Annotated in this window: 22 protein-coding genes and 1 other RNA gene; 11 read left to right on the top strand and 12 right to left on the bottom strand. The window is 37.1% G+C overall.

From position 1 onward, the window contains the following. Positions 1-54: 54 nt before the first annotated feature. The 5 genes from BLW74_RS22845 to BLW74_RS02850 form a co-directional block, all read right to left on the bottom strand. Complete coding sequence (locus BLW74_RS22845; RefSeq protein ID WP_193544291.1) at positions 55-240, bottom strand: class I lanthipeptide; 186 nt, start codon at positions 238-240, stop codon at positions 55-57. Between the two features lie 66 nt (positions 241-306). Then, on the bottom strand, positions 307-1935 hold the full coding sequence (locus BLW74_RS02835; RefSeq protein ID WP_089689934.1) for an alpha/beta fold hydrolase: 1629 nt from the start codon (positions 1933-1935) through the stop codon (positions 307-309). 297 nt (positions 1936-2232) lie between these two features. Further along, positions 2233-3861 carry an AMP-binding protein gene (locus BLW74_RS02840; protein ID WP_089689935.1) on the bottom strand — a complete coding sequence of 543 codons (1629 nt, stop codon included), beginning with the start codon at positions 3859-3861 and terminating at the stop codon, positions 2233-2235. Between the two features lie 58 nt (positions 3862-3919). Next, the gene (locus BLW74_RS02845; RefSeq protein WP_089689936.1) at positions 3920-4594 is read right to left on the bottom strand and encodes an MFS transporter; all 675 of its coding nucleotides are present in this window, start codon (positions 4592-4594) and stop codon (positions 3920-3922) included. Beyond that, positions 4587-5078 (bottom strand): RNA polymerase sigma factor, encoded by a 492-nt coding sequence (locus tag BLW74_RS02850; protein WP_002976998.1) that lies wholly within the window; start codon positions 5076-5078, stop codon positions 4587-4589. Before BLW74_RS02850 ends, BLW74_RS02845 begins: the two co-directional genes overlap by 8 nt. A 186-nt stretch (positions 5079-5264) precedes the next feature. Here BLW74_RS02850 and rnpB point away from each other — a divergent pair. Then, an RNA gene (gene rnpB, locus BLW74_RS02855) (RNase P RNA component class A) lies at positions 5265-5589 on the top strand. 82 nt (positions 5590-5671) lie between these two features. Here rnpB and BLW74_RS02860 read toward each other — a convergent pair. Both BLW74_RS02860 and BLW74_RS02865 read right to left on the bottom strand, forming a co-directional pair. Further along, positions 5672-6541: a polyphosphate kinase 2 family protein gene (locus BLW74_RS02860; protein WP_089689937.1), complete on the bottom strand. Its 870-nt coding sequence runs from the start codon at positions 6539-6541 to the stop codon at positions 5672-5674. Positions 6542-6822: 281 nt separating this feature from the next. Continuing rightward, the gene (locus BLW74_RS02865) at positions 6823-7287 is read right to left on the bottom strand and encodes a DUF1573 domain-containing protein (RefSeq protein ID WP_089689938.1); all 465 of its coding nucleotides are present in this window, start codon (positions 7285-7287) and stop codon (positions 6823-6825) included. 128 nt (positions 7288-7415) lie between these two features. Here BLW74_RS02865 and BLW74_RS02870 point away from each other — a divergent pair, with 128 nt between their 5' ends. From BLW74_RS02870 to BLW74_RS02900, 7 genes are all read left to right on the top strand, one after another. Next, positions 7416-10031, top strand: coding sequence for a valine--tRNA ligase (locus tag BLW74_RS02870; RefSeq protein WP_089689939.1), 2616 nt, complete (start codon positions 7416-7418; stop codon positions 10029-10031). 67 nt (positions 10032-10098) lie between these two features. Then, positions 10099-10473 (top strand): GIY-YIG nuclease family protein, encoded by a 375-nt coding sequence (locus BLW74_RS02875; RefSeq protein WP_089689940.1) that lies wholly within the window; start codon positions 10099-10101, stop codon positions 10471-10473. Next, positions 10470-11105, top strand: a complete 636-nt coding sequence (locus tag BLW74_RS02880; RefSeq protein ID WP_089689941.1) for a DUF4241 domain-containing protein — start codon at positions 10470-10472, stop codon at positions 11103-11105. Before BLW74_RS02875 ends, BLW74_RS02880 begins: the two co-directional genes overlap by 4 nt. 67 nt (positions 11106-11172) lie before the next feature. After that, a complete protein-coding gene (locus BLW74_RS02885) occupies positions 11173-12063 on the top strand; it encodes a ribokinase (RefSeq protein ID WP_089689942.1) in 891 nt (296 codons plus the stop codon). 90 nt (positions 12064-12153) lie between these two features. Further along, entirely contained in the window at positions 12154-12996 is an 843-nt protein-coding gene (locus BLW74_RS02890; RefSeq protein WP_089689943.1) for an alpha/beta hydrolase family protein, read from the top strand. After that, entirely contained in the window at positions 12996-13640 is a 645-nt protein-coding gene (locus tag BLW74_RS02895; RefSeq protein ID WP_089689944.1) for an HD domain-containing protein, read from the top strand. The genes BLW74_RS02890 and BLW74_RS02895 overlap by 1 nt, the downstream gene beginning before the upstream one ends. 208 nt (positions 13641-13848) lie before the next feature. Further along, positions 13849-14442 (top strand): hypothetical protein, encoded by a 594-nt coding sequence (locus BLW74_RS02900; protein ID WP_089689945.1) that lies wholly within the window; start codon positions 13849-13851, stop codon positions 14440-14442. A 44-nt stretch (positions 14443-14486) separates the two neighbouring features. Here the strand turns inward: BLW74_RS02900 and BLW74_RS02905 are convergent, their stop codons facing one another. Together BLW74_RS02905 and BLW74_RS02910 are read right to left on the bottom strand one after the other, a co-directional pair. Beyond that, positions 14487-14717 (bottom strand): hypothetical protein, encoded by a 231-nt coding sequence (locus BLW74_RS02905; RefSeq protein ID WP_089689946.1) that lies wholly within the window; start codon positions 14715-14717, stop codon positions 14487-14489. 133 nt (positions 14718-14850) lie between these two features. Continuing rightward, positions 14851-15741, bottom strand: coding sequence for a DUF72 domain-containing protein (locus BLW74_RS02910; protein WP_089690643.1), 891 nt, complete (start codon positions 15739-15741; stop codon positions 14851-14853). A 317-nt stretch (positions 15742-16058) separates the two neighbouring features. Between BLW74_RS02910 and BLW74_RS02915 the strand changes: the two genes are divergently transcribed. Next, the gene (locus BLW74_RS02915; protein ID WP_089689947.1) at positions 16059-19244 is read left to right on the top strand and encodes a TonB-dependent receptor; all 3186 of its coding nucleotides are present in this window, start codon (positions 16059-16061) and stop codon (positions 19242-19244) included. Positions 19245-19400: 156 nt separating this feature from the next. On the opposite strand, the gene BLW74_RS02920 is transcribed toward BLW74_RS02915, so the two are convergent. The 3 genes from BLW74_RS02920 to BLW74_RS02930 all read right to left on the bottom strand — a co-directional run bounded on the left by BLW74_RS02920 (position 19401) and on the right by BLW74_RS02930 (position 22495). Beyond that, entirely contained in the window at positions 19401-21068 is a 1668-nt protein-coding gene (locus BLW74_RS02920) for a ribonucleoside-diphosphate reductase subunit alpha (protein WP_262487313.1), read from the bottom strand. Positions 21069-21114: 46 nt separating this feature from the next. Continuing rightward, positions 21115-21405: a hypothetical protein gene (locus BLW74_RS02925; protein WP_089689949.1), complete on the bottom strand. Its 291-nt coding sequence runs from the start codon at positions 21403-21405 to the stop codon at positions 21115-21117. 115 nt (positions 21406-21520) lie between these two features. Further along, the gene (locus BLW74_RS02930; protein ID WP_047378790.1) at positions 21521-22495 is read right to left on the bottom strand and encodes a ribonucleotide-diphosphate reductase subunit beta; all 975 of its coding nucleotides are present in this window, start codon (positions 22493-22495) and stop codon (positions 21521-21523) included. Between the two features lie 424 nt (positions 22496-22919). On the opposite strand from BLW74_RS02930, the gene BLW74_RS02935 reads away from it, so the two are divergent. Both BLW74_RS02935 and BLW74_RS02940 read left to right on the top strand, forming a co-directional pair. Continuing rightward, complete coding sequence (locus BLW74_RS02935; RefSeq protein WP_089689950.1) at positions 22920-23609, top strand: ABC transporter ATP-binding protein; 690 nt, start codon at positions 22920-22922, stop codon at positions 23607-23609. A 92-nt stretch (positions 23610-23701) separates the two neighbouring features. Then, on the top strand, positions 23702-24931 hold the full coding sequence (locus BLW74_RS02940; RefSeq protein ID WP_089689951.1) for an ABC transporter permease: 1230 nt from the start codon (positions 23702-23704) through the stop codon (positions 24929-24931). The last annotated feature ends 7 nt before the right edge of the window (positions 24932-24938 follow it).

The following is a 24938-nucleotide window of genomic DNA, read 5'->3' on the forward strand; positions in this document are numbered from 1 at the left end:
TAAAAGCAGCTACCCCTTACGGAGTAGCCACAGTTTTTTGTAAAATGTTTCTGATTAAGATACAGGACAAACACAAAGGTTAGTAGATCTGCTGCTTCCCGCAGTGCAAGTCCAGTGTGAACAATCGAAAACAGATGTTACTAGCTCTTTTCCAGCTTTTACTGATTTCATTTCGTCAGAATTTAATTGAGATAACTTCTCTTTTTTAAGAGTTAACTTCTTTGTAAGCTTTTTGCTCATGGTTAAAAAAATTTTAATTTGTACCTACTCGTTAGCTTTTCGGTTTCCGCTTTTTTATCAATTAAATTATATTTTTAAAAATTTGATGACAGATGTGTTGATGGCATCCGGTTTTTCAAACGGCACATAATGAGAGGCATCCGGAATAATCAGCAGCTGTGCGTTAGGGATACTGCTATTGATCATTTTGGTATGTTCTTCCCTGATCACATCGTTACTTCCTGCGATGATCAAAACCGGATTTTTAATCCCTTTCAGCTGTTCTGTACTGATATGGGGGTGCTGAACCATTAGTTTGATCAGCCTCTGGTTAGGGGCATCTTTTATTTCAAGCTGTTTTTTAAAAGTATCCAGCGTTTTGGGTTCTATACCTTCCGGATTTGTATTGGCTCCGATAACAACAAGCTTGTTTACAAGATCAGGATGATTAATCGTAAACAGTAATCCTGTAATTCCGCCGTCACTCCAGCCTAAAATATTAAATTTACTGATGTTAAGCTCTTTTGTTATGGCTAATAAATCATCAGAAAATGTTTCGTACATGTAATCACCAGTGGAAAGATCCGTACTTCTTCCTTGCCCTCTTGTATCGATTGCGATGACTTTGAACTGCTTTGCAAGATCAGGAATCTGCTTATAGAAATCTGATATGCTGCCATTGTTTCCATGAAGCAGGACAAGCGGTTCTCCGCTTCCATATTCTTCATAATATATTTTAGCGTTCTTAAGATCTATATATTTTCCTGATTTATTCTTTCCATAGATTGTTTTTCTGGCCTGCTCTTTATTATTGTAATAATCCACCAGCGCCTGTTCTTCAGTGCTGTTTTCTGTTTTGCTTATCGTTTTGGGAGCGCTCCCGTTTTTATCTTTGAGGTAGCTGATGTCTATATTGGAGATGAAACTTCCTTTGCCGGTTTCCCATTTTCCCTGGCTCTGATAACGGAAAAGCAGGTCATTGGATAAGGTTTTTTTTGCTGAGATTCCGAATACGAAATCTACATTATCCTGCGGCACACTTTCAACGAGCTGTAAGGTAATGGCCAGCTGATCGAGATCACTATAAATGAGTTTATACTTTTGAAGATCTATCGTTTGCCATCCTGTAGTACCTGTTTTGTAAATAATGTTTTCATACAGGAGAGATTCCTGCGGAATATTGTCCTTGACAGAATAGATATTCAGTTTCAAAGTAATTTCCTTGAATTTTGAACTCGGAATGATATAAAAATTATAGCTGTTAAGTTTGGTCCATCTGTAAATGTTGAATACCTGTCCCTGCTCTATAGTAGGAACATTTTTATCAAACATTTTAGAGAAAGTAAGCATCGGCCGTTTTGTGTTGCCAACAGCTTCATTTTTTGGCTTTTTCCCTGTTAGATTGATTTCCTGAATCGCATTGGTTTTTTTACTTAATTTGATATGGGCATCTGAAATAATTGCCTGCACGGTAACTTTTTTATCGTCATAGCCGTTGGATTCGAAAATAAGGTGATCGCTTTTCCTGGTATCTTCAGGGATTTCTATTGAGTAGTTCCCATGACTATCTGTAATGGTGCTGATATTTACATTCTCAAGACTTACTGAACAGTAAGAAATTGCCTGGTTGCTTTCATCGGTAACTTTTCCAGATATTTTTTGAGAGTAAATACTTATACTAAGCAATAACACACCTAGTACCAATATGATTTTCATGAGTTAGTTTTTTGTAAATATATTGTTTTATTTCAAATTAATCACATTTTGTGGAAAAAATATGAAAAAAATATTTATCAAATGAGCTAATATTGTTGATTTTTTATACAATATTTTACATTAATTCTAATAAATTATACTTTTTTTATACAAAATGTCAATATTCGGAGAGGGTCTGTATAATTTGTTTTTCACCTGTTTGTGTTTTAAATAACTCTACTTTCCGGAGAAAATAGAGTTATTTGTTTTTTTTACAAAAAATAATAGCTGATTTTTAATATGGGCAGGCGGGGCATTTTAATGATTGATTTTAATAGTGTCCAGCCCAAGTTCTCTCATAGAAATCTCCCTCATTTCCACCTTCCTTATTTTACCCGAAATGGTCATGGGGAATTCATCTACAAACTTCCAGTATTTTGGAACTTTATAATGGGCAATTCTTCCTTTGCAATATTCCTGAAGTTCTTCTTCCGTGATGGTAAATCCTTTTCTTACTTTTACCCAGGCCATGACTTCCTCCCCAAACCTTTCACTGGGAACCCCGATAATCTGAACATCCAGAATGTTGGTATAGGTATACAAAAAATCTTCAATTTCCTTCGGAGAAATATTCTCCCCGCCTCGGATAATAAGGTCTTTTATCCTTCCCGAAATCGTAATATAGCCATCCTGGTCCATTACGGCCATATCTCCGGTGTGCATCCAGCGGGCATCATCAAGCACTTTTTTAGTGTTTTCGGGATCATTCCAGTATTTCAGCATTACAGAGTAACCTCTTGTACAAAGCTCTCCATGTTCTCCACGTTGGAGAGTTCTTCCGTTTTCATCAATAATTTTTATTTCAAGGTGATCCTGAACGGTTCCCACTGTGCTCACCTGCTTTTCCAAGGGTGTTCCTATTAAAGTCTGCGTTGATACAGGAGACGTCTCCGTCATTCCGTAACAGATGCTCATTTCTTTAATGTTCATAAGGTTTTCCACCTTTTTCATGATCTCCGGAGGACATACAGAGCCCGCCATAACACCCGTTCTCAGACTGGAAAAATCATAAGTATCAAAATCTTTTACAGCAAGTTCAGCAATAAACATGGTAGGTACCCCGTACAAAGACGTACATTTTTCGTCAGAAACAGCTTTTAACGTAATATCCGGATCAAAGCTGTCATTGGGAATGACCATGCAGGCTCCATGGGCGACACAGCACATATTCCCGATCACCATACCAAAGCAGTGATAAAAAGGGACCGGAATGCAGACACGGTCTTTTTCTGTATATCTTAATCTGATACCTATAAAGTAACCGTTATTGAGAATATTATGATGAGAAAGGGTAACACCTTTAGGAAAACCTGTAGTTCCTGATGTATATTGAATATTAACAGGATCATCAAACTGTACATGCTCTTCAAAACTGTGCAGAACTTCATCTGAGATATCCTGGCCATTGTTCACAAACTCTTCCCAGTTTTCATCAAAGAAAATCTCATGCTCCAGATTAGGGCATACTTCTTTGGCATATTCTACCATTTCTTTGTAGTTGCTGCTTTTGAAGCTTAAAGAAGAAAAAATAAAACGGACTTCAGATTGATTAAGAACATAGGTCAGCTCATGCGTTCTGTAGGCCGGATTAATATTGACTAAAATAGTGCCTATTCTCGCGGTGGCAAACTGCAGAAGAACCCATTCGTAACGGTTGGAAGACCAGATTCCGATTCTGTCACCGGATTTTGCCCCTAAAAGAAGCAATGCTTTTGCTACAGCAGTGGTCTGATTATAAAATTCCTGGTAAGTAGCTCTGTAATTCTGATGAACACAAACTAAAGCTTCCTGATGAGGATACTTTTCGACAGTCCTTTTAAGATTTGCTCCAATGGTCTGTCCTAATAATGGAACATCAGAAGTTCCATATACATAAGATAAGGGCATAGTGTAAGATTTGGTGGGCTAAAAATAATAATTATATCCCGAACTATGCCTATGAATATTAACTTTCCTGAGAATCTATTTCTTTAAGCTGTTTTAAATTTTTATCAAGCTTTCTGATAATAGTTCCGTATACCAGCCTGTAATAAAACCAGATCATGGATATAGCCAGTAATGTGCTTACCACAATGCCTACAATGATAATGGTGAGATTGGAGCCGGTAGGCTGTATATTCTGTGAGTTGAGTGTATAAAAAATAAAGGCTGTAAGTACAAAGGTAAATACTACCAATAATACGATGCTGATCAGTATAAATGCATTGACCGTAGTTTTGAACTTAATAATCCTGGTGATGAGCCCTTTCAGGTTTTCTTCAATCTTGATTCTTCTGTAATTCTGGTAGAATTTTAAGACAAAATAGGCAGTGATCAATAAGCTTAAGATTTTTATAGCTAAATAAACATGACCGAAGTTATTCTCTACTTCAGGAGCCTCCTGAGCGCCCAACCTTTCCAGCATTTTACGGAAACTGTCGGATTCTTCTTCAGGGACAAGATAAAACAGCCCCAGTACGGAAAAGAACAGAAATTCTACCACGCTGATCCAGAAAATATACTTCACATAATTGCGTGATTTTCTATTCAACATCTTAAGAATCTCATTGTTGTCATATTTAGGCTGAACAGGCTGTTCCTGCCATGTTTTTTTAAAACTATCTAGATCAAATTCAGGCATATTTTTCCATCTGTTCTTTAAGGGTTTTCTTTAATCTGTTCATTTTTACACGTGCATTAACCTCAGTGATTCCGAGGTTTTCTGCAATATCCTTGTAAGGCAGATCGTCAAGATACATCATGACAATAGCTCTTTCCACATTGGGAAGAGTCTTGATTACAGTATACAAAAGTGATACCTGCTGCTGTTTTTCATCATCATCTTCCACAAAATCTCTATGGTTAATGTCCAGCTCGTTAGTAGGAAGGCTTTTGCTTTTTTTTCTAAAAAGAGTAATGGCGGTATTGAGCGCTACACGATACATCCATGTGGAAATCTTGGAATTTCCTTTAAAGGAATCATAACTTCTCCAGAGCTGTAACACGATCTCCTGGAAAAGATCCTCTTCATCCTCCAGAGAATTGGTATAAAGACGCGATACTTTAATAATCAGTCCCTGATTATCTTTGATAAGCTGCGCAAATTCTTTTTCTCTGGAATCCATAGATATATAATGGCACGAAGATAATAATAAAGTGGTAATTGGTGAAAATTATAACATAAAATAGTAAAAAGACAAAAAACAAAAGAGAAATATTGATCAGCCGGAATCCTCTGCACAGAATTAAAATCCCTGCAGCATTTAGCTGCTTAATATTTTTACCACAAAATTTGCGTACCTTTGCCTCCGCGAGAAAATCGGCCTGTTGATTTCCCGTTGTACGGGAGGTAGGAAAGTCCGGACACCACAGAGCAGCAAAGCGGATAACATCCGTCACCCGTGAGGGTAGGACAAGTGCAACAGAAAGCAGGTACAGTTCGGCTGTAGTGAAACCAGGTAAACTCTTTGCGGTGCAATGGTAAGTATATCGGTTCTTTCCAGCAATGGAAATAGGGGCGGCTCGTCCTGAAAACCGAGGGGTAATCAGCTCAAGTGTTGCAGCAATGTACCACGCAGATAAATAACAGGCACTTCTTCGGAAGTACAGAATCCGGCTTATAGATTTTCTCGTGATTTTTTTAAACGCTCAAAGCCAGAGCCTGGAAGAGTAAATTTTTTAAACTTCCATTCTCAAGCTCCTATCTTCCAACCCGATTTTATTCGCTTTCCAATTGTTTTTTAGATTCCTGCAGATCCTGTCTGTCTTTCTCAGAAAGGGTAGGATATTTCAGATCCATTTTTTCCAGGGTGTCAATAATAATCTGAATTGCTGCTACTCTTGCGAACCACTTATTATCAGCAGGCAGCACATACCATGGAGCATGATCTTTTGATGTTTCATTAATCGCGGTTTCATATGCCCCCATATACTGATCAAATAATGCCCTCTCCGGAAGATCTGCAGCAGAGAATTTCCAGTTTTTTTCCTGTTCATCAATTCTGGCGAGAAGTCTTTTTTTCTGTTCATCCTTAGAAACATGTAAAAATATCTTTACGATAGTAGTTCCGTTCTGGGCAAGGTGTTTTTCAAAATTCCGGATACTTTCATATCTGTTTTCCCAGAATTTATCATCAAAATCTTTTACTGAAGACCAAGTTTTTTCACTTAAATTATATTCCGGATGCACTTTACAGACCAGGACACTTTCATAATGTGAGCGGTTGAAAATTCCAATCATTCCTTTCTGCGGCAGAGCGAGATAGTGTCTCCATAAAAAATCATGCGCATATTCTTTAGAACTTGGTGTTTTAAAACTGGTCACATTACATCCCTGTGGATTCACTCCTCCGAAAACATGCTCTATCATACTGTCTTTTCCTGCAGCATCCATGGCCTGAAGCACCACCAGAAGAGATTTGCTTCCATCCGCATACAGTCTTTCCTGAAGTTCACGAAGTTTTTCTTTCTCCTGAATCAGCATTTGTGCTCCTTCTTCTTTGGTAAGCTTTCCTTTGTATGATGTTGAAGCTTTTTTTATTGAAAATTTTCCGCTTATTTTAAAATCATCTGAAAAATCGGTGTCCATATTTTTTTTAGATTAAATGATTAAATGATTAAATGATTAAATGATTAAATGATTAAATGATTAAATGATTAAATGATTAAATGATTAAATAGTGTTATTAAAATTCAATAGAGGTGGTTTGTACTCCGGCCATTTAAAAAAATCTAAAGGCTTCAGTTACTAACAAAATAATATTTCTATTACCTATTATGATCCAGCCGCTATCTCTCATCTAATCTAACATAAATGTAATAAAAAAACCGCCTCAATGGAGACGGTTCTTTTATTTTTTTGAGTAGAGATTACTTCGCAGCAGCCTTTTTAGCAAGTTTTGCCGCTTTTTTCTCTGCTTTAGCAGCTTCTTTCTGCTCAGCCGGAGTCAGTACTTTTGGCTCAGGAGCGTTCGCATCTACGTTACCTTTGATGTAGATTACACTTCTGTTGTTTGCAGGGTCGTTAGAGAAAACTTCAATCATTTTGTTAAACGGACCAGGGATAGCAGTGTTGTATCCAACCTTGATCTTCGCTGATTTCCCAGGCATAATCGGATCTTGGCTGAATTCAGGAGTTGTACATCCACAAGAAGGCTTTACATTTGAAAGGATCAGTGGCTTATCACCAGAATTCGTTACAGTAAAGAATCTTGTACCATCAGAGCTAGGTTTAATAGTTCCGTAATCGAAAGTCGTTTTATCAAATGTAATTGTTTGTGCAGATGCCAGAGCAAATGTCCCGAATAATGCAATTCCTGCAATTAGTTTTTTCATATTCTTGAATGTTAATATGTTTGTTAGATAAATTTTGTGAAACAAAGTTAAAAATTATTTTAATTCATGCTTAAAAATTTTTTTCTTTAGACTATTTTTGCAAATTGCAAGCCAAAGAAATAGAATTTATGCAGATTTCAGAAAAGTACAATCCACAAGAGACAGAACAAAAATGGTACAGTTACTGGTTGGAAAACAAATTTTTTCATTCAGAACCTAATGACAAACCACCATATACCATAGTCATTCCTCCGCCAAACGTGACGGGGATATTACACATGGGGCATATGCTGAACAATACCCTTCAAGATGTTCTGGTCCGTCGTGCAAGAATGCGCGGATTTAATGCTTGTTGGATTCCGGGAACAGATCACGCTTCAATTGCTACTGAAGCTAAAGTGGTTGCTAAACTGAAGTCTGAAGGAGTCAATAAGTCAGATATTACCCGTGAAGAGTTTTTAACTCACGCCTGGGACTGGACCAATAAATATGGAGGAACGATCCTCGAGCAGCTGAAAAAGCTGGGATGTTCATGTGACTGGGACAGAACGCGTTTCACGATGGAGGATAAGCTTTCGCAGCAGGTGATCAAAAGTTTTGTAGACCTTTATAACAAAGGACTCATCTACAGAGGCTATAGAATGGTAAACTGGGATCCCGAAGCCAAAACCAATATTTCTGACGAAGAAGTAATATTTAAAGAACAAAACGGGAAATTATATTTCCTTAAATATAAAATAGAAGGATCTGAAGAATTCCTTTCAGTGGCAACTACACGTCCTGAAACTATTTTCGGTGATACTGCGGTATGCATCAATCCGAATGATGAAAGATATGCCCACCTGAAAGGTAAAAATGTAATTGTACCTATTGTAGACAGAGTAATTCCGATTATTGAAGATGAATATGTAGATATTGAGTTCGGAACCGGAGCATTGAAAATTACTCCTGCTCACGATATTAATGATTATGAGATCGGACAGAAACATCAGCTGAAAATGATTGATGCGCTGGATGATGACGGAAATCTTAACGAGCATGGTTTACATTATGCCGGTAAAAACAGATTTGACGTAAGAAAGCAGATTGCAAAAGAGCTTGAAGAGAAAGATCTTCTGTTAAAAGCAGAAGATTATGTTAATAAAGTAGGAACTTCCGAAAGAACAGGTGCTGTTATTGAACCTAAAGTTTCAGTACAGTGGTTTCTTAAAATGTCTGAAATTGCTAAACCTGCTTTGGATGTAGTAATGGATGATGAGGTTAAGTTTTATCCTGAAAAATTCAAAAACACCTATAAGCACTGGATGGAAAACATCCGTGACTGGAATATTTCCCGTCAGCTTTGGTGGGGACAGCAGATTCCCGCCTATTACTATGGAGAAGGAGAAAATGATTTTGTAGTAGCAGAAAATAAGGAAGAGGCTTTGGAACTGGCAAAGCAAAAAACCGGAAATTCTAACCTGACTGCAGAAAATCTTAAACAGGATGATGACGCTTTAGATACATGGTTCTCATCATGGTTGTGGCCAATGTCTGTATTTGACGGATTGCTTGATCCTGAAAATAAAGATATCAACTACTACTATCCTACATCTGATCTGGTTACAGGCCCGGATATTATTTTCTTCTGGGTTGCCAGAATGATCATGGCCGGACTGGAGTACAGAAAAGAAGTTCCTTTCAAGAATGTGTATTTTACAGGTATTGTAAGAGATAAGCAGAGAAGAAAGATGTCCAAATCGCTTGGAAACTCTCCGGATCCTCTTGAACTCATGGATAAATACGGAGCAGACGGAGTACGTGTAGGTATCTTATTGAGCTCTGCAGCTGGAAATGACCTTCTTTTTGATGAAGACCTGATGCTTCAGGGAAGAAATTTCATGACGAAAATCTGGAATGCATTCCGTCTGATCAATATGTGGCAACATGAAGATAAATCTGCTGTAGCTACAGATAACCAGGCTATTGAATGGTTTGAAAACAAATTAAATAAAACAATAGCTGAAATTAATGATCAGTTTGAAAAATTCAGAATTTCTGATGCACTTCATTTGATCTATAAATTAATTTGGGATGATTTTTGTGGTTGGTACCTGGAAGCTATCAAGCCTAATTACGGTGAAGGAATCTCTAAAGAAGTTTATAACAAAACCATTTATTTCTTTGAAGAATTAATGAAGCTTCTCCATCCGTTCATGCCTTTCTTAACAGAAGAATTATGGCAGACGATCTCGGAAAGAAGTATTGATGAGGCTTTGGTGATTGCTCAACAGAAAGAAGCAGGAGCATTTGATGAAACAATTATTAAAAACTTCGAAACGGCAGCAGAATTAATTTCCGGAGTTAGAAACTACCGTCAGACCAAAGGAATTTCTCCAAGAGAAGCCGCTGAGGTATTTACTAATGCCACTGAATTTGCCAACGAAGCCGTTGTAAGAAAACTGGCCAATATCTCTGAAATCCACTTCGGACAGAAAACAGATAAGCCTAGCTTTACATTCCTGGTAGGAGCCACTGAAGTTTCTATTCCTTTAAGTGAAAACCTGGACTTAGGAGAAGAAAAGGCTAAAACTGAAGAAGAAGTGAAATATTTAAAAGGATTCTTAGTTTCTGTAGAAAAGAAGCTATCCAATGAAAAATTTGTTGCGAATGCAAAGCCTGAGATTGTAGAGGTGGAGCGTCAGAAACAAAAAGATGCTTTGGATAAAATAGCGATCCTTGAAGAAAAACTGAAAAGTTTATAAAAATTACCTAGCAAATAGGTTAATTTGTCGGAATGTCAGGCTGAGCGGAGTCGAAGCCTTTTTGAATATGAAACAATATTTTGTATATATATTAAAATGTTCCGATAATTCCTATTATACAGGAGTTACCAATAATATTGATTTGAGATTATCTCAACATCAGTCAGGGAAATTTCCTGAAAGCTATACTTATAAAAGAAGACCGGTTGAGCTGGTCTTCTTTTATCTATTTAATGATATAATTCAAGCAATTGCGTTTGAAAAACAAGTGAAAGGTTGGAGTCGTAAGAAGAAAGGAGCAATTATAAATAATAACTGGGATAAGTTAAAAGAATTATCTATTTGCCGGAATGATAGCCATTCTGACAATTTTAAAGGTAAAGATCCCAAAGGCTTCGGCTCCGCTCAGCCTGATACAGAAAACAAAGAACAAATTAAATGAAACATATAGAAAACATAAAGAAACTATTCTCGAAAGACTTTGTAGAAAGTCCGTTGCTGGAAAGTTTTGAAGTAGGGAAGATCTATCTTTCCAGTGGTAAGCTTGTCGCCTGTGATCCCCTCATCACAAATGATATGCTTCCTTTTGCTACAGAATTTCCGAAAGGAGATTTTCCTGTAATATTACATAAAGAAAGAGAAAGCAATTGTGTAGCCTATGCTGAAATAATATTCGAAACTTCTGAAATTAAAGAATGGAAAATGGCAATTACTCCAGGACAGGATATAAAAGAACTTGCAGAAGGAGAAGTTTTCGGATATCCTGTAGAAAGCGGGATGGGATGCTTCATGGATGTTGATACCCAAAACAGCCTCAACGAACTGGAACAGAGACTGTACCAAAATAAAGGAGGAGATTTTATGGGAATCTACGAAGAATTTTTCCACGATTATTTCTTTGATGAAAAAGGAGCAATAGACCAATTTGCATTTCTGAAACCTGCAAAAGAACATCCCGGAACTATATTTGCTTTTGAAACAGGATATGGTGAAGGATTTTATGCAAGTTATATAGCTTACAATAAAGATCAGAAACCAGTTAAAATAATTACTGAATTTATTGAAATAAGTTAATTTTAAATTATTTATTTTTGGATTGCAATTTTGACATGTATAAATTTTAAAGCTAATACAAAACACAATGAATTTCTCATCAGAACAACCCCGGATTATTGTTGTAGGAAGCTCCTCTATAGATTTGGTTCTTGAAACCGAAAAAATTCCTATGCCCAACGAAACCGTTTTGGCCGTCAAGTCAGATAGCTATTTTGGTGGAAAAGGAGCTAACCAGGCAGTAGGTACTGCCAGGCTGGGAGCAAGTGTATACTTTATAGGGTGTGTAGGGATGGATCCTCTGGGACAGCAGATCATGAGAAATCTGGTAAGCGAAAATGTAAATGTAGGTTTTGTTCATGAAACAGATAAGGATGCTACAGGAACAGCTTATGTAACAACTTCTCACGGAAATGCAGCTATTGTAGTAGTGCCGGCAGCCAACAAGTATCTGAGCAAACCGCATATAGATGAAGCTGAAAAATATTTCCATACGGTAGATCTTGTGCTGATACAGCTTGAAATTTCTATGGATGTCGTAGAGCATACCGTTAAAAAAGCTAAGCAATACGGAAAGAAAGTAGGATTATATGCTTCTCCAGCTATGAGAGTGCGGGAAGATATCTTAGAAATGGTTGATTTTATTGTAGCTAAAAGTAACGAACTCTATATCATTTTCGGAGAAGAAAAAAGAGAAGAAGTCCTTAAGAAATACTTTAACAAAGTTTTTGTAAGGGATGATACCAATTCAACGATCTATTTTGATGGTACAGAGATGAAGTACTACAGAAATGATAAAGATGAAAAAGTTCATAAAATGGGAATGGGGGATGCTTTTACATCAGGATTTGCCATTGCCCTCTGCCATGGAAATTCTATTGAAGATTGTGTGAAATTCGGAAATGAAGTTTCATCAAGAGTTTCAGGAGGTAAAGGCTCTCAGACAGGGCTGCCGAGAATCTCAGATTTCTTCTCTTAAAGCTATTTACGACATATCAAAAGTCTGAAACTTAACATAAAAATATAAGTAAAATGTCCACTTTTATAGTGGATTTTTTCTTTTGATACTATGGAAAAACTAACACTCACCACAGAAGATCATGTTTCCCTTGCCGTGCATCTTTTTAAACCCGAGAAAGATAATGGCAAATTACTGCTGATCAACTCGGCCACAGGAGTAAAACAGCAGGTCTATTTTTCTTTTGCCAGCTTTTTTGCAGAACAGGGGTTTACGGTTATTACTTATGATTACAGAGGAATAGGCCTTTCCAAACCGGAGAATATGAGAGGGTTCAAGGGCTCCATGAGATTATGGGGTTCAAAAGATTATAAGGCATTAACCCAATATATTCAAACAAATTTTAATGATTATAGAAAATACTGCTTAGGCCATTCTGTCGGAGCTTTAATTCTTGGTATGAATGAAGATTCTGAAATATTTGAAGAATTTATTTTTGTAGGAACACAAAATGCTTTTGTAGGAAACCTTAAAGGAATTACAAAGGTAGAAGCATATCTGGGCTTTGGAATTGCTCAGCCTTTAACCACTTCATTATTAGGATATTTTCCGGCGCATTGGTTCGGACTGGGAGAAAGTCTTCCAAAAAATTGCGCATATGACTGGAGAACCTTAATTTTAAACAAGAAATCAACCAACAGGCTGTTGGAAAAAATGGAGAACTTCTCTGAAAATCTGACGCAGAAAGTATTTGTAATCCGTGCGGAAGATGATATATGGCTTACGGAAAAAGGGGTATTAAGCTTATTAAATCATACCTATCCTAATCTTAAGCCTACTTACAGATTAGTAGCTGTTTCCGAATCTGATAAAAAAGAAATCGGGCATATCAATTTTTTCAGAAGTTACAACAGCAAACTATGGAATATTATTTTAAATGAACTGATAGATTAATGAAAAGTACGATTGACAACACCGTAGCATTTGTAAAAGAAAAATTAGAAGGAGCAGAAGCCGGACATGACTGGTTCCATATTGAAAGAGTCTGGAAACTCGCTGCTCAGATTGCAGAAACAGAAGATTGTGATATAGAGGTTGTGGAATTGTCTGCACTTCTTCATGACATTGCAGATCCTAAATTCCATGATGGTGATGAAACCATCGCTCCCAAAATAGCCAGAGCATTTCTCGAGGAACAGAATGTTTCTGAAGAAACCATTCAGAAGGTTTTGTTTGTCATTGAAAATATTTCGTTTAAAAACAGAGATCAGGCGCCGGTAAATCCACCTATTGAGCTTCAGGTTGTACAGGATGCAGACCGTATTGATGCTATTGGAGCAATCGGAATTGCCAGAACATTCAACTTCGGAGGCTTTAAGAATAATCTTATGTATCACCCTGATATTAAGCCCCAGCTCGGAATGTCTAAAGAAGAATATAAAAAATCTAATGGAACCACCATCAACCATTTTTACGAAAAGCTATTGCTTCTGAAAGATATGATGAATACTGAAAAAGGAAAAAAAATGGCCGAAGAAAGACACAATTATATGCTGAATTTCCTCGACCAGTTTTATAAAGAATGGAATGTAGATTAGAAAATATTCAATTTGCTTCTGCTTGTCAAAATTGACTATCCGAACAAATGATGCTATGTGCAATATTGTTTCGGATCGTTTTCATAGGCAGATTTATTTGAACAATTCAAGAAAAATGAAGAGAGAAAACCTTTTTTATTGCCGGTTGAAATTAAAAAAATAGTTTCAGACATACATAAAATATAGAGAAGAAGTATCTTTGTAGAATATGACACTCATTATTCTTATAATATTTCTGGCTTCCGTCCTTTCTTTGATCCTGTTTAAGGTGAAATCAGGAAGTATGGCGAAGTGGGCCAAGCTGTTTCGTATTGTAACACTGGTCTTCTCAATATCTGTCTTTACGTACTGGTTTATTAAGAAAAGTGCGGTGGCATTTGTGGATAATTCTGTAGGCCTGCAGGTGATCAATAAGCTTCCTCAGGCATTAGACTTTTACATGATTAATGTAAATAAGACCGACAAAAATACAACTCTTGAGCCCAAACACATTGGGATAGTACGTCCGGAATATTACAGAATAGAATACCTGAAAATGGATAAATCTGATGAATACTGGATCGTAGGATATCTCGGAAAGAAAAATCTGGTTTACTTTTCCCAACATTCTGTACCCAATAAAAATATTGATCAGATTGTGGAAGTCCAGAATTACATCAATCAAAGTATGAAGCTTTCTGAAATTGCTAAAAAGCAGGTGGATGCTTACAATTATGAAAATACAAAGCTGGGCATCTGGATTACCCTGGATTTTCTTCTGCTGTTTCTCAATCTCGTGCTGCTTGTGAGAAAAAATAAATAAACAAAAATGGAATGAGTACTACATCTCATTCCATTTTTGTTTTGTTAAGGATAATCAAGAATCTGCATTACCTGTTCCTTAAATTCTTCAGGACATGCCCTGATGAGTTTGTCTTTAGTATGTTTGTTGATCTTTTGGGGCACAATCCATTCCGTTTTATTAGAATTCAGACTGTGGCTGTCATAGACTCTTTTTATGGTATTATTTTCATAAAAAATATATTCATCACCAAGCCAGTTATTGGCAATACTGATCGTACAAATTTCCTTTTCCATGATTTATGTTTTTTAAAGTATAATGATTAATGAAAAACATTATACTCTAATATACGAAATTTTCGTGATGAAAAAAGGAGTGATTTTCTATTTTAAAATATATCGAAATTATTCTATTTATAGGTGATATCCCTTAAAAAAGGGTTCCTGTGCTCTCTGTAGCCATTTGCGGGATGTGGAGATCTGTTTTCCATTCCTCATTCACTTTTTTAATGAAATAAGCAGACAATAAAGGAGAAGCTTTCTCGATATTCTGATGCACAAAGAAGTAAAGATTCTGCAGTCCCTCTTTCTTCCATTTGGTAAGATGCTTTAACCAGTCATCCAGTCTTTCATAATCACTTTCTGCATTGGCGCCTACATAACGTATGAATGCATTGGGCGTCGTAAGACGCATGTGAAGCATATCTCTTCTTCCTGCAGTATCTACAATAATATTGGTGATATGATGTTTTTCAAAAAGCTCGCAGGTTGTATTCAGAATTTCCTCATCGGTAAACCATTCCGTATTGCGGAGTTCTATAGCTAACGGAACTTCTTTAGGCCATTCTTTTACAAACTTTTCAAGCCTGTCATAATCCTTAGGCTTAAAATTATCATGAAGCTGCAGGAAAGCCATTCCCAGTTTTTCATCAAAATTGATAACGGAAGATGCAAACTGTGTAACAGGATCCGTTACGTCAATCAGTCTTCTGAAATGAGAAACGGTATTGGTGATCTTTGGAAAGAACTTAAAATCTGCCGGCGTTTTTTCCTTCCATGTAGTTACCTGATCAGGCGTAGGCATTCCGTAGAAAGTAGCATTCAGCTCAATAGAATTAAACTGAGTTGCATAATAGGTAAGCTCATCCTTGGTTCCTTTGGGATAAAAACCTTTAAGATCCGTTTTGTTCCATTTTGCACATCCGATAGAAATATTTTCAAGTCCTTTTTTATTAAGAGCCAGTATTTCTTTAGTTCTGGGATGATCTTTAGGTAAAGTGAAATCTATTTTTGAAGGGTCTTCTACTTGTCCGAATTTCATATCTGTAATTTTGGTATTAAACAATAAACACAAATATAAACCAAAATATCAGAGCATTCTAGTAATTCTACAGAAAGTGCTTCACCAGAAAACGATTGTTAATAGTAAAATTTTAAGAAATCAAAACGTTTTGAAACACTTGTAAGAAAGGATGTTGTTGAAGTGTTGTCTAGAAAAAAGATTAACATTTCCACGCTATTTCTATTAAGTTTTTTTTAAGGAAATATTAAACATTCTGTTACGTAATGTTAATTCTATGTTACCATACTTCATTTTTACTAGGTCTAATTTTACACCAAGTTTATAGCGAATAAAATATGAAGAAAAAAATCATCTGTGCTTTTGCTCTGTTATCATTCGGGTTTGCATTTTCACAGGAAACCAGCTCTAAAATTTTCGGAAGATTAAAGGGAACCTCTTCCGAAGTTACAGTAAAGGTAATACATATTCCTACCAACAGTACCTTTGAAACGAAAAGTAACAGCAAGGGACAGTTCAGTTTGGATAATCTTCAGCCGGGAGGACCTTATAAAATTGAAATATCTGACGGATCACAGGTTATCTATGAAAACCCCAATCTGCAGCTTTCTCTAGGAAATAACGATTTACCCGTAGTAGAAGTGGGAAGCAAAGAGAAAACAATTGATGAGGTAAAAATTACTTCCAGAAAAACGACTGCAAAATATGGAGTAGGAATCAGTCAGGCGCAGATTTCCGGACTTCCTAACATCAACCGTGGAATTCAGGATGTTACTAAACTGGTTCCCCAAAGTGCCAACAACTCTTTCAACGGAACCAATTTCCGTTATAATAATGTAACGATTGACGGTTCTATCAATAATGATGCTATCGGATTCAGTCCTTCATTAGGCGGGCAGACCGGTACTTCAGGAATGCCTGGAAGCAGCACGCGTTCCAATTCTATAAGTCTGGATGCTATTCAGGATGTGCAGGTGTATATTGCACCTTATGATGTGAAATTGGGAAACTTCCTTGGGGGAAGCATTAATGCAGTCACGAGAAGCGGGAGTAATGATGTTACCGGATCAATTTATGCATATGGAAGAAACGCAGCCATTACCGGAAGAAACAGGGTAGGGGATAATTCTAAAATGCCAAGCGATTTCCAGGACTTTATCTATGGTGGAAGAGTAGGATTACCGGTTGTAAAAGATAAAGTGTTTTTATTTACCAACCTTGAATATACCAAAAGAACAGACCCGGTTTTCTATAATGCCAATGATCCGGGTGCATTGGTAAATGAGCAGGTTGCACAGCAGATTTCAGATTTTGTACGAAATAAATATGGATTTAATGTGGGAAGCTTTAATCAGTACAATAACTTCTCTGAAAGCTCTAAGCTTTTCAATAAATTAGATTGGAAAATTAACGATAAACATACCTTGTCCATTAAAAACAATACGGTATTTTCACAGGCATCCAATCTCGAAAGGGATGGAGCCAACTTCAGATTTTCCAGCATGGATTTCGTTCAGAAAAATACAGCGTCTACCACTACACTTGAATTGAAAAGCCGTTTTAATAATCAATGGAGCAATAATTTGGTGCTGGGTTATTCTTCTATTCATGATTACAGAGATCCTGCTTCCGGCAACGTGATGTTTCCTCAGGTAGAAATTGCTTACAACGGAGGAACTATTCTTCTTGGAAACGACAGAGAAGCAACGGTTTTCAATATGAAGCAAAAAACTTTTGAAATCACAGATAATCTTACTTATAAGACAGGAAATCATACTTTCTTATTAGGAACTCACAATGAACTTTACAACATTGATTATGGTTTTGTAAACGCCTTGAACGGAAGAATTTCCTATAAAAACTTAACTGATTTTTACAATGGAACACCTTCAAGAATAAGAGGCACCTATCCTTTTAACGGAGACAGCAGACAGACCCTTTTTGATAATCCGTATGCTCAGTACAAGGTAAATCTTCTTTCCATGTATCTTCAGGATGAAATCAACTGGGGAAGAGTAAGACTTTCACCAGGAGTAAGAATAGATTATACAGATTTACCGAATAAACCGCAGCTGAGTCCCTTGGTAACGAATTCGCCTCAGGATCCAAACGCCGGAAATACCTATAATTACACTCCACTAAGCCAGCTTACCAACAACTATCTGAATAAACCTACATTCTCCCCAAGACTTGGGTTCACCATTGATCTTACAGAAAACAGATCTATGGTATTAAGAGGAGGTTCAGGAATCTTTGTAGGAAGAATTCCTTTTGCATGGTTAGGATATGCTTATTACAATGACGGAGTTGGTTTTGGAAGCTATGATTACAATGGGCCAACAGCAGCACAGCTTGCTGCCAACGGAGATCCCTTGAACAGCGCCAATTTTCCGAAATGGCAGAATTCTTCAAAAGTACAGGTAGACCTTATTGATAACAATTTTAAAATGCCAAGAGTCTGGAGAAGTTCATTAGCCTTCGATTATACTTTAGCGGGATATAAACTGACTTTGGAAGGGATATATACAAAAGTGCTTTACGATCTGAAATTCCAGCAGGTGAATAAGACCGATAACGTGACGTATTACAGTTATGACACGAACCATGAAATGCCTGTCTATACCACCAATATCAACAGTAACTTCTCCAATGCCTATCTTTTATCCAATACAAAAGAAGGATACCGCTATAATCTGACGGCACAGCTTTCAAAGTCATATGATTTCGGATTCAATTTCTTTGTAGCTTATACTTATGGAGATGCTAAAGATATTACCAATGGTATCAGAAATTCAATGGAAAGTAACTGGCAGATGAATCAGTCTCTGACGCCTAATGATCCGAAACTGACCACGTCCAATTTTGCCATCAAGAACAGAGTGGTAGCCAATCTCGGATATGCCTTTACTATCTCCGATATGAACAGGTTATACACCAATGTATATTTCAATGCTCAGTCCGGAAATCCTTTTTCATGGGGATTTGTAAACAGTACGATTGCCAATACGGGGCAGGCTGCAGGTCTTGCTTATATATTTAAAGATGCTGCGGAGGCTGCCAAATATATTGTTCCTGTAAAAGATGCTGCAGGAAATGTAGTGGTAACGGCTCAACAGCAGATTGCAGAGTATGAAAATTTTGTCAACAGTAATGATTATCTGAAATCCAGACGGGGTAAGTTTACAGAAAGAAACGGAGATGTTACCCCATGGAATATTCAGGCGGATATCAGAATAATGGATGAAATCAGACTGAGTAAGAAATCCAAGAATAATATACAGATCTCTTTAAGCATCATCAATTTTACCAACTTGCTGAACAAAGACTGGGGTAAAGTCTATTTTGTACCTAATACTTTCAACTCTACAGCGAGTGTTGGATTAACGAAAGTGGGAAATATAGCAACAGGTCAGCCTTCTGCGGGAGATCCTACCTATAATTTCAAAACTCCGGGACTGCCGTATACGATTGATCAGTTTGCATCAAGATTCCAGGCTCAGCTGGGTGTTCGATACAATTTTTAATAACGCTTTTACATTTTACTTCATATAATTCTTTTTCAGAGGTCCGGATGTTCTTTCCGGACCTTTTTATCAATAATGAATAATTACTATATAAAAAACGACAAAAGCACACCTTCCGGTATGCTTTTGTAAATATAGCGTGTTTATTACTTGGTCCTATGCCTCGCAGCTTGAGCAGGATACGAAGTTAACCATCATTTCTTTAGAAACCGATGAACTTCTTTGGTAGTACAACGTTTTTACTCCTTTTTTCCATGCTTCAATATATAGATAATTGACATCTTTTACAGGCATTGTAGAAGGAATCTGAAGATTCAGCGACTGCGCCTGGTCAATATATTGCTGTCTCTGTGCTGCCTGAGAGATGATTTCCATTGGAGAAATTTCTTTGAACGTTTTGAATACTGCCTTTTCTTCAGGAGTAAGTTCATTCAGGTGCTGTACAGATCCATGGTTGAGCATGATTGTTCTCCATGTTTCTTCGTTATCCAGTCCTTTTTCTTTCAATAGTTTTGCCAGGTATTTGTTTTTACGCATAAAGTTTCCTTTAGCAAGACCTGCTTTATAGTAGTTAGAAGAGAAAGGTTCAATTCCAGGAGAAGTTTGTCCTAAGATGGCAGAACTTGAAGTGGTAGGAGCAATAGCCATTGTAGTGGTATTTCTTAATCCGTATCCTTTTAATACTTCCGGTTCTCCGTAGATGTTGGCAAGCTCTCTTGAAGCCTGTTCAGCCTGTTCTTTGATGTGTCTGAATGCTCTTGCGTTGAACTGAGTCGCTTCAAAGCTTTCAAACGGAATCATATTTTTCTGTAAATAAGAATGGTAACCTAAAACTCCTAATCCAAGCGCTCTGTGACGCATCGCGAAGTTTCTTGCTCCCTGTAGGTAATAGTTACCTTCAGTTTTATCGATAAACTCGGATAATACAGCATCAAGGAAGTATACTGCTAATTTTACAGCATCTGTATCTTTCCACTCATCGTATAATTCTAAGTTCATGGAAGACAGACAGCAGATGAAAGATTCTTCCATAGTAGACGGAAGCATGATTTCAGAGCAAAGGTTACTTGCGTTCACCGTCATTCCTAAATCCTTATACACCTGAGGCTTATTTCTGTTCACATTGTCGGTAAAGAAAATATAAGGAAGACCTTTTTGCTGGCGGCTTTCCAGTACTCTTGCCCAAACTTTACGTTTTTCCATATCACCGTCTATCATATCCTGCATCCAGTAGTCGGGTACACATACTCCGGTAAACAGGTTCTGAATAGGGCTTCCGATATCTTTAATGGATAAAAATTCTTCAATATCTCCGTGGTCAATATCTAAGTAAGCAGCAAAAGCTCCTCTTCTTACGCCTCCCTGAGAAACAACATCCATCGCTGTATCAAAAAGCTTCATGAATGAAACTGCTCCTGAAGACTTTCCGTTATCCGTTACCGCAGTTCCTCTGTTCCTTAATTCTCCGAAATATCCTGAAGTACCCCCTCCGATTTTGGTCTGCATGATCACTTCACCCATTTTGTGGGTAATTCCTTCAATGCTGTCCGGAATGTGAGTGTTGAAACATGAGATAGGAAGACCTCTTTCCGTACCCATATTAGCCCATACAGGAGAAGAGAAACTGATCCATCCTTTTGTGATCATTTCTTTGAATGCCGGTTGAAGTTCAGGTTTGTATAACCTTTTTGCAGCAGCAGTGGTAATTCTGTCGATAGCACCGTCTACCGTTTCACCTTTCAACAGATATCCTCTGTTCAGCATCTGCTCAGACTCTTCATTGAGCCACCATATATTTGAATTTTGTTCTTCCATAGATGTTATATTTTCGAATTCCGGAGTGATTCTTTCACTCCGGAATTTTGTTTCTTTATATTATTGATTGTAAAATTTCTACTTTGTGGGAACCGTTCAGCCCGCTTTCATCTCTTAATCTCTGAAATTCTTTAAAAGACGGAACATTCAGAACTTCATGCTGAACTTCTTCATTAACGTAGTTTGAATAATGTACAAAAGTAACGCCGTCTTCCTTTACAAAAACCTTGTATTCAAAGGTGGAAGAATCTAAATTTTTAAAATCTTCCAGGAATTTTTGGATATTGGTTTTATTGTCTGGAACAAATTCGGGGTTTACCGTATAGGTTACAATTACATTGATCATTTCTTTTGTATTTGTGCTTTATTAATGAGCAGCAATTCCATTTCCACCTAAAGATCAGAGAAGGATAATTCCTAATACTGACTGCTTTGACGCTCGCTTCGCTCGCGCCTTTCTATTAAAACAAATCGTTTGCTGTAATACTCTTATCGTGCTTCGTGTAATCTACAGGTCTTTTTGCAAAGAAATCATCAAGTGAATTGGCGAAAACTTCCTCTTCGAACCATACCATTGGTTTGTATTGTTCCGGAGTGATGTTGTATCTTGTTTTCATGTTGATTTTCTTCAAGCTGTCATCTACACGGTATTTCATGAAGTTTAATAAATCTTCTTTAGAAACATTGTCGATTTCTCCCAGTTCAAAGATCCAGCTAAGGATATCACCTTCTCTTGCGATAGATTCGTCTACTAATGTGTAGATGTCTTCAATATCACTGTCTGTTAATAAATCAGGCTGTTCTTCACGGATTTTATTGATCAGGTAGATTCCTGCGTTGGCGTGAATCTGCTCATCTACGGAAGTCCATGCAATGATATTGGAAACATTTTTCATGAATCCTTTGAATCTTGTGAAAGAAAGGATGATGGCAAACTGCGAGAAGAGAGAAACGTTTTCTACTAAGATACTGAATAACAGTAAAGCAGAAACATACTCTTTAGGGGTTGCAGAATTAGCATGTTTTAAAGCATTTCCTAAAAACTCAATTCTTCCTTTTACGGCAGGGATCTCAATAACGTTAAGGAATTCGTCATTATATCCTAATACCTCTAATAAACGGGAATATGCTTCAGAATGACGAAACTCGCATTCAGCAAAAGTAGATCCTAATCCATTGAATTCCGGCTTTGGCAAATGGTTGTATAAATTTCCCCAGAATGTCTTTACAGACACTTCGATCTGTGCAATGGCTAACAGCGCATTTTTCACAGCATGCTTTTCGTGTGGTTCCAACTGCGAATGAAAATCCTGAACATCTGCAGTAAAGTCCACTTCCGAATGTACCCAGAACGATTTGTTGATTGCCTCTACAAATTGAAGAACCTCCGGGTATTCAAATGGCTTATAACTTACTCTTTTATCAAAAATTCCCATATTAAATATCTTTATAATTAAATAATTTAGATCCTTGTGGATAACGTTCCTGAAATACTTAACTTTTTGTTTATCTGTAGGTTGTGAATTAAAGTTATTCACTTTTGCAAATCCATATTTCTTGTAAAGAACTAATAGCAAAGTTCGAAAAAAAGAACTGATTTTGAAAGAGGTAAATACTAATAGGCTGACTTTTAGCCCGAAAAGTTTTCCACATTTACATGAAACAGGCTCGAGTAATAGGCTGGACCGCAATCTCAGGGGTAAATGAATGAAAAACTAAAGTTACAGTTAAACAAAATTTCATAAAGTACTATGGATAAAGGTTAAAATTATTAAACAAAAAAATATTTGAATAAATTTTTATTCTTGTAACAATTTGAAAATATCATCTACTTATTGGGTATAAAACATACATCACTTAATGTTAGTAATTCAGGATTTAAACAAGTCATACGATACAGGGAAAAGCAAGCTTCATGTTCTCAAAGGAATTAATCTGAATATTTCTGAAGGGGAGTTTGTTTCTATTATGGGAAGTTCCGGTTCCGGAAAATCCACGCTTCTTAATATTATCGGGATTCTGGATGAGAAAGATTCAGGAACTTATGAACTGGACGGAGTTCCTATCGAGCATCTTTCTGAAGTAAAGGCTGCAGAATACAGAAGCAGATTCCTGGGATTTATTTTCCAGTCTTTTAACCTTATCAATTATAAAACGGCTTTGGAAAATGTAGCACTTCCCCTGTACTATCAGAACGTACCGAGAAAGGAGCGAAATAAGAAAGCTCTGGAATATCTGGAAAAAGTAGGGCTGGCACAGTGGGCAAACCACCTTCCCAGTGAGCTTTCCGGAGGTCAGAAACAGAGAGTGGCTATAGCAAGAGCTTTGATTACCGACCCAAAAGTAGTACTGGCAGATGAGCCTACCGGAGCATTGGATTCCAAAACAACTCATGATATTATGAAACTGCTTCAGGATATCAATAATGAAGGGAAAACAATCATCGTTGTAACCCACGAGCCGGACGTGGCTGCACAGACCAAAAGAAATGTAGTGCTGAAGGACGGGATTATTGAAAGTGATGAGTTTATTAAGCAGATTGTACTATAGGAATTTGATAATTTGAAAATAAGATAATTTGAAAATTTTACTGATTTTGTTTTTAATCTTTAAATTTTTCAATCTTTAAATACCCATAAAAAATGTTTGACCTAGATCGTTGGCAGGAAATATTCAGTTCTATCCGGAGCAATGTGCTCAGGACGGTACTTTCAGGGTTTACAGTAGCCTTGGGGCTGTTTATTTTTATTGTGCTTTTCGGAATTGGAAAAGGGCTTCAGAATGCTTTCTCAGAAGGATTCTCAGGCGATGCCAAAAACCTGATTACCATTGTTACAGGGAAAACTACAATAGCTTATAAAGGACTGCAGTCTGACAGAACAGTTACATTGAATAACGGTGATTATGATTTCCTTATTAATGCAGATAAAAAAAATGTAGGCGCTTCAAGTCCCAGGTACAATGCCAGCTTAATGGTAAAATATGGAAAAGAAAGCGGAATTTATCAGGTTCACGGAGCTGAACCCGGAGAGCAGGTCATTGAAAACCGAAAGATGATTGACGGCAGATATATCACTCCCCGAGATTTAGAAGGAAAACAAAATGTGGCGGTTATCGGAAGAATGGTTCAGAGGGATTTAATTAAAAACGGGAGTCCTGTAGGAAAAGAATTAGACATTAATGGATCCATATTTAAGGTAATAGGTGTTTTTTCAGATGATGGCGGAGACTGGGATGAAAGACATATCACTGTACCTATTACGACCTTACAGCAGATGAAAAAAGGCTCAGATACGGTGAATATCGCTTACATTTCATACAGTGATAAGCTGACTCCGGAGCAGGCCATTAAATATGGGGATGAGCTGAAAGATAAATTAAAATCGAGAAAAAATGTATCTCCTGATGATGAAAACGGAGTGCGTGTCTGGAACAATGCAAAGAACATGAATGATACCTTTATATTTATGGCAGTTCTTACAGCCATTGTAGGATTTATTGGTCTTGGAACGCTGCTTGCCGGAATTATCGGGATCAGTAATATCATGGTGTACATTGTAAAAGAAAGAACCAAAGAGATTGGGGTACGAAAAGCCATCGGAGCAAAACCAAGCGGAATTGTAGGACTGATTGTTCAGGAAAGTGTTGTCATTACAGTAGTATCAGGGCTTGTTGGAGTAGGCATAGGTGTTCTGACCTTAAGTCTTATTGGGGATAGTCTTGAAGAATTCTTCATTAAAAGTCCAAGTGTAGGATGGGGATCTATTATGATGGCATTCATTGCTTTGATTTTCTCAGGATTGATCGCAGGATTTGTACCCGCATACAGAGCTTCAAGAATTAAACCGATAGAAGCATTGAGAACGGAATAATAATTTG

Source organism: Chryseobacterium culicis, assembly GCF_900108365.1.
GTDB classification, from domain to species: domain Bacteria; phylum Bacteroidota; class Bacteroidia; order Flavobacteriales; family Weeksellaceae; genus Chryseobacterium; species Chryseobacterium culicis.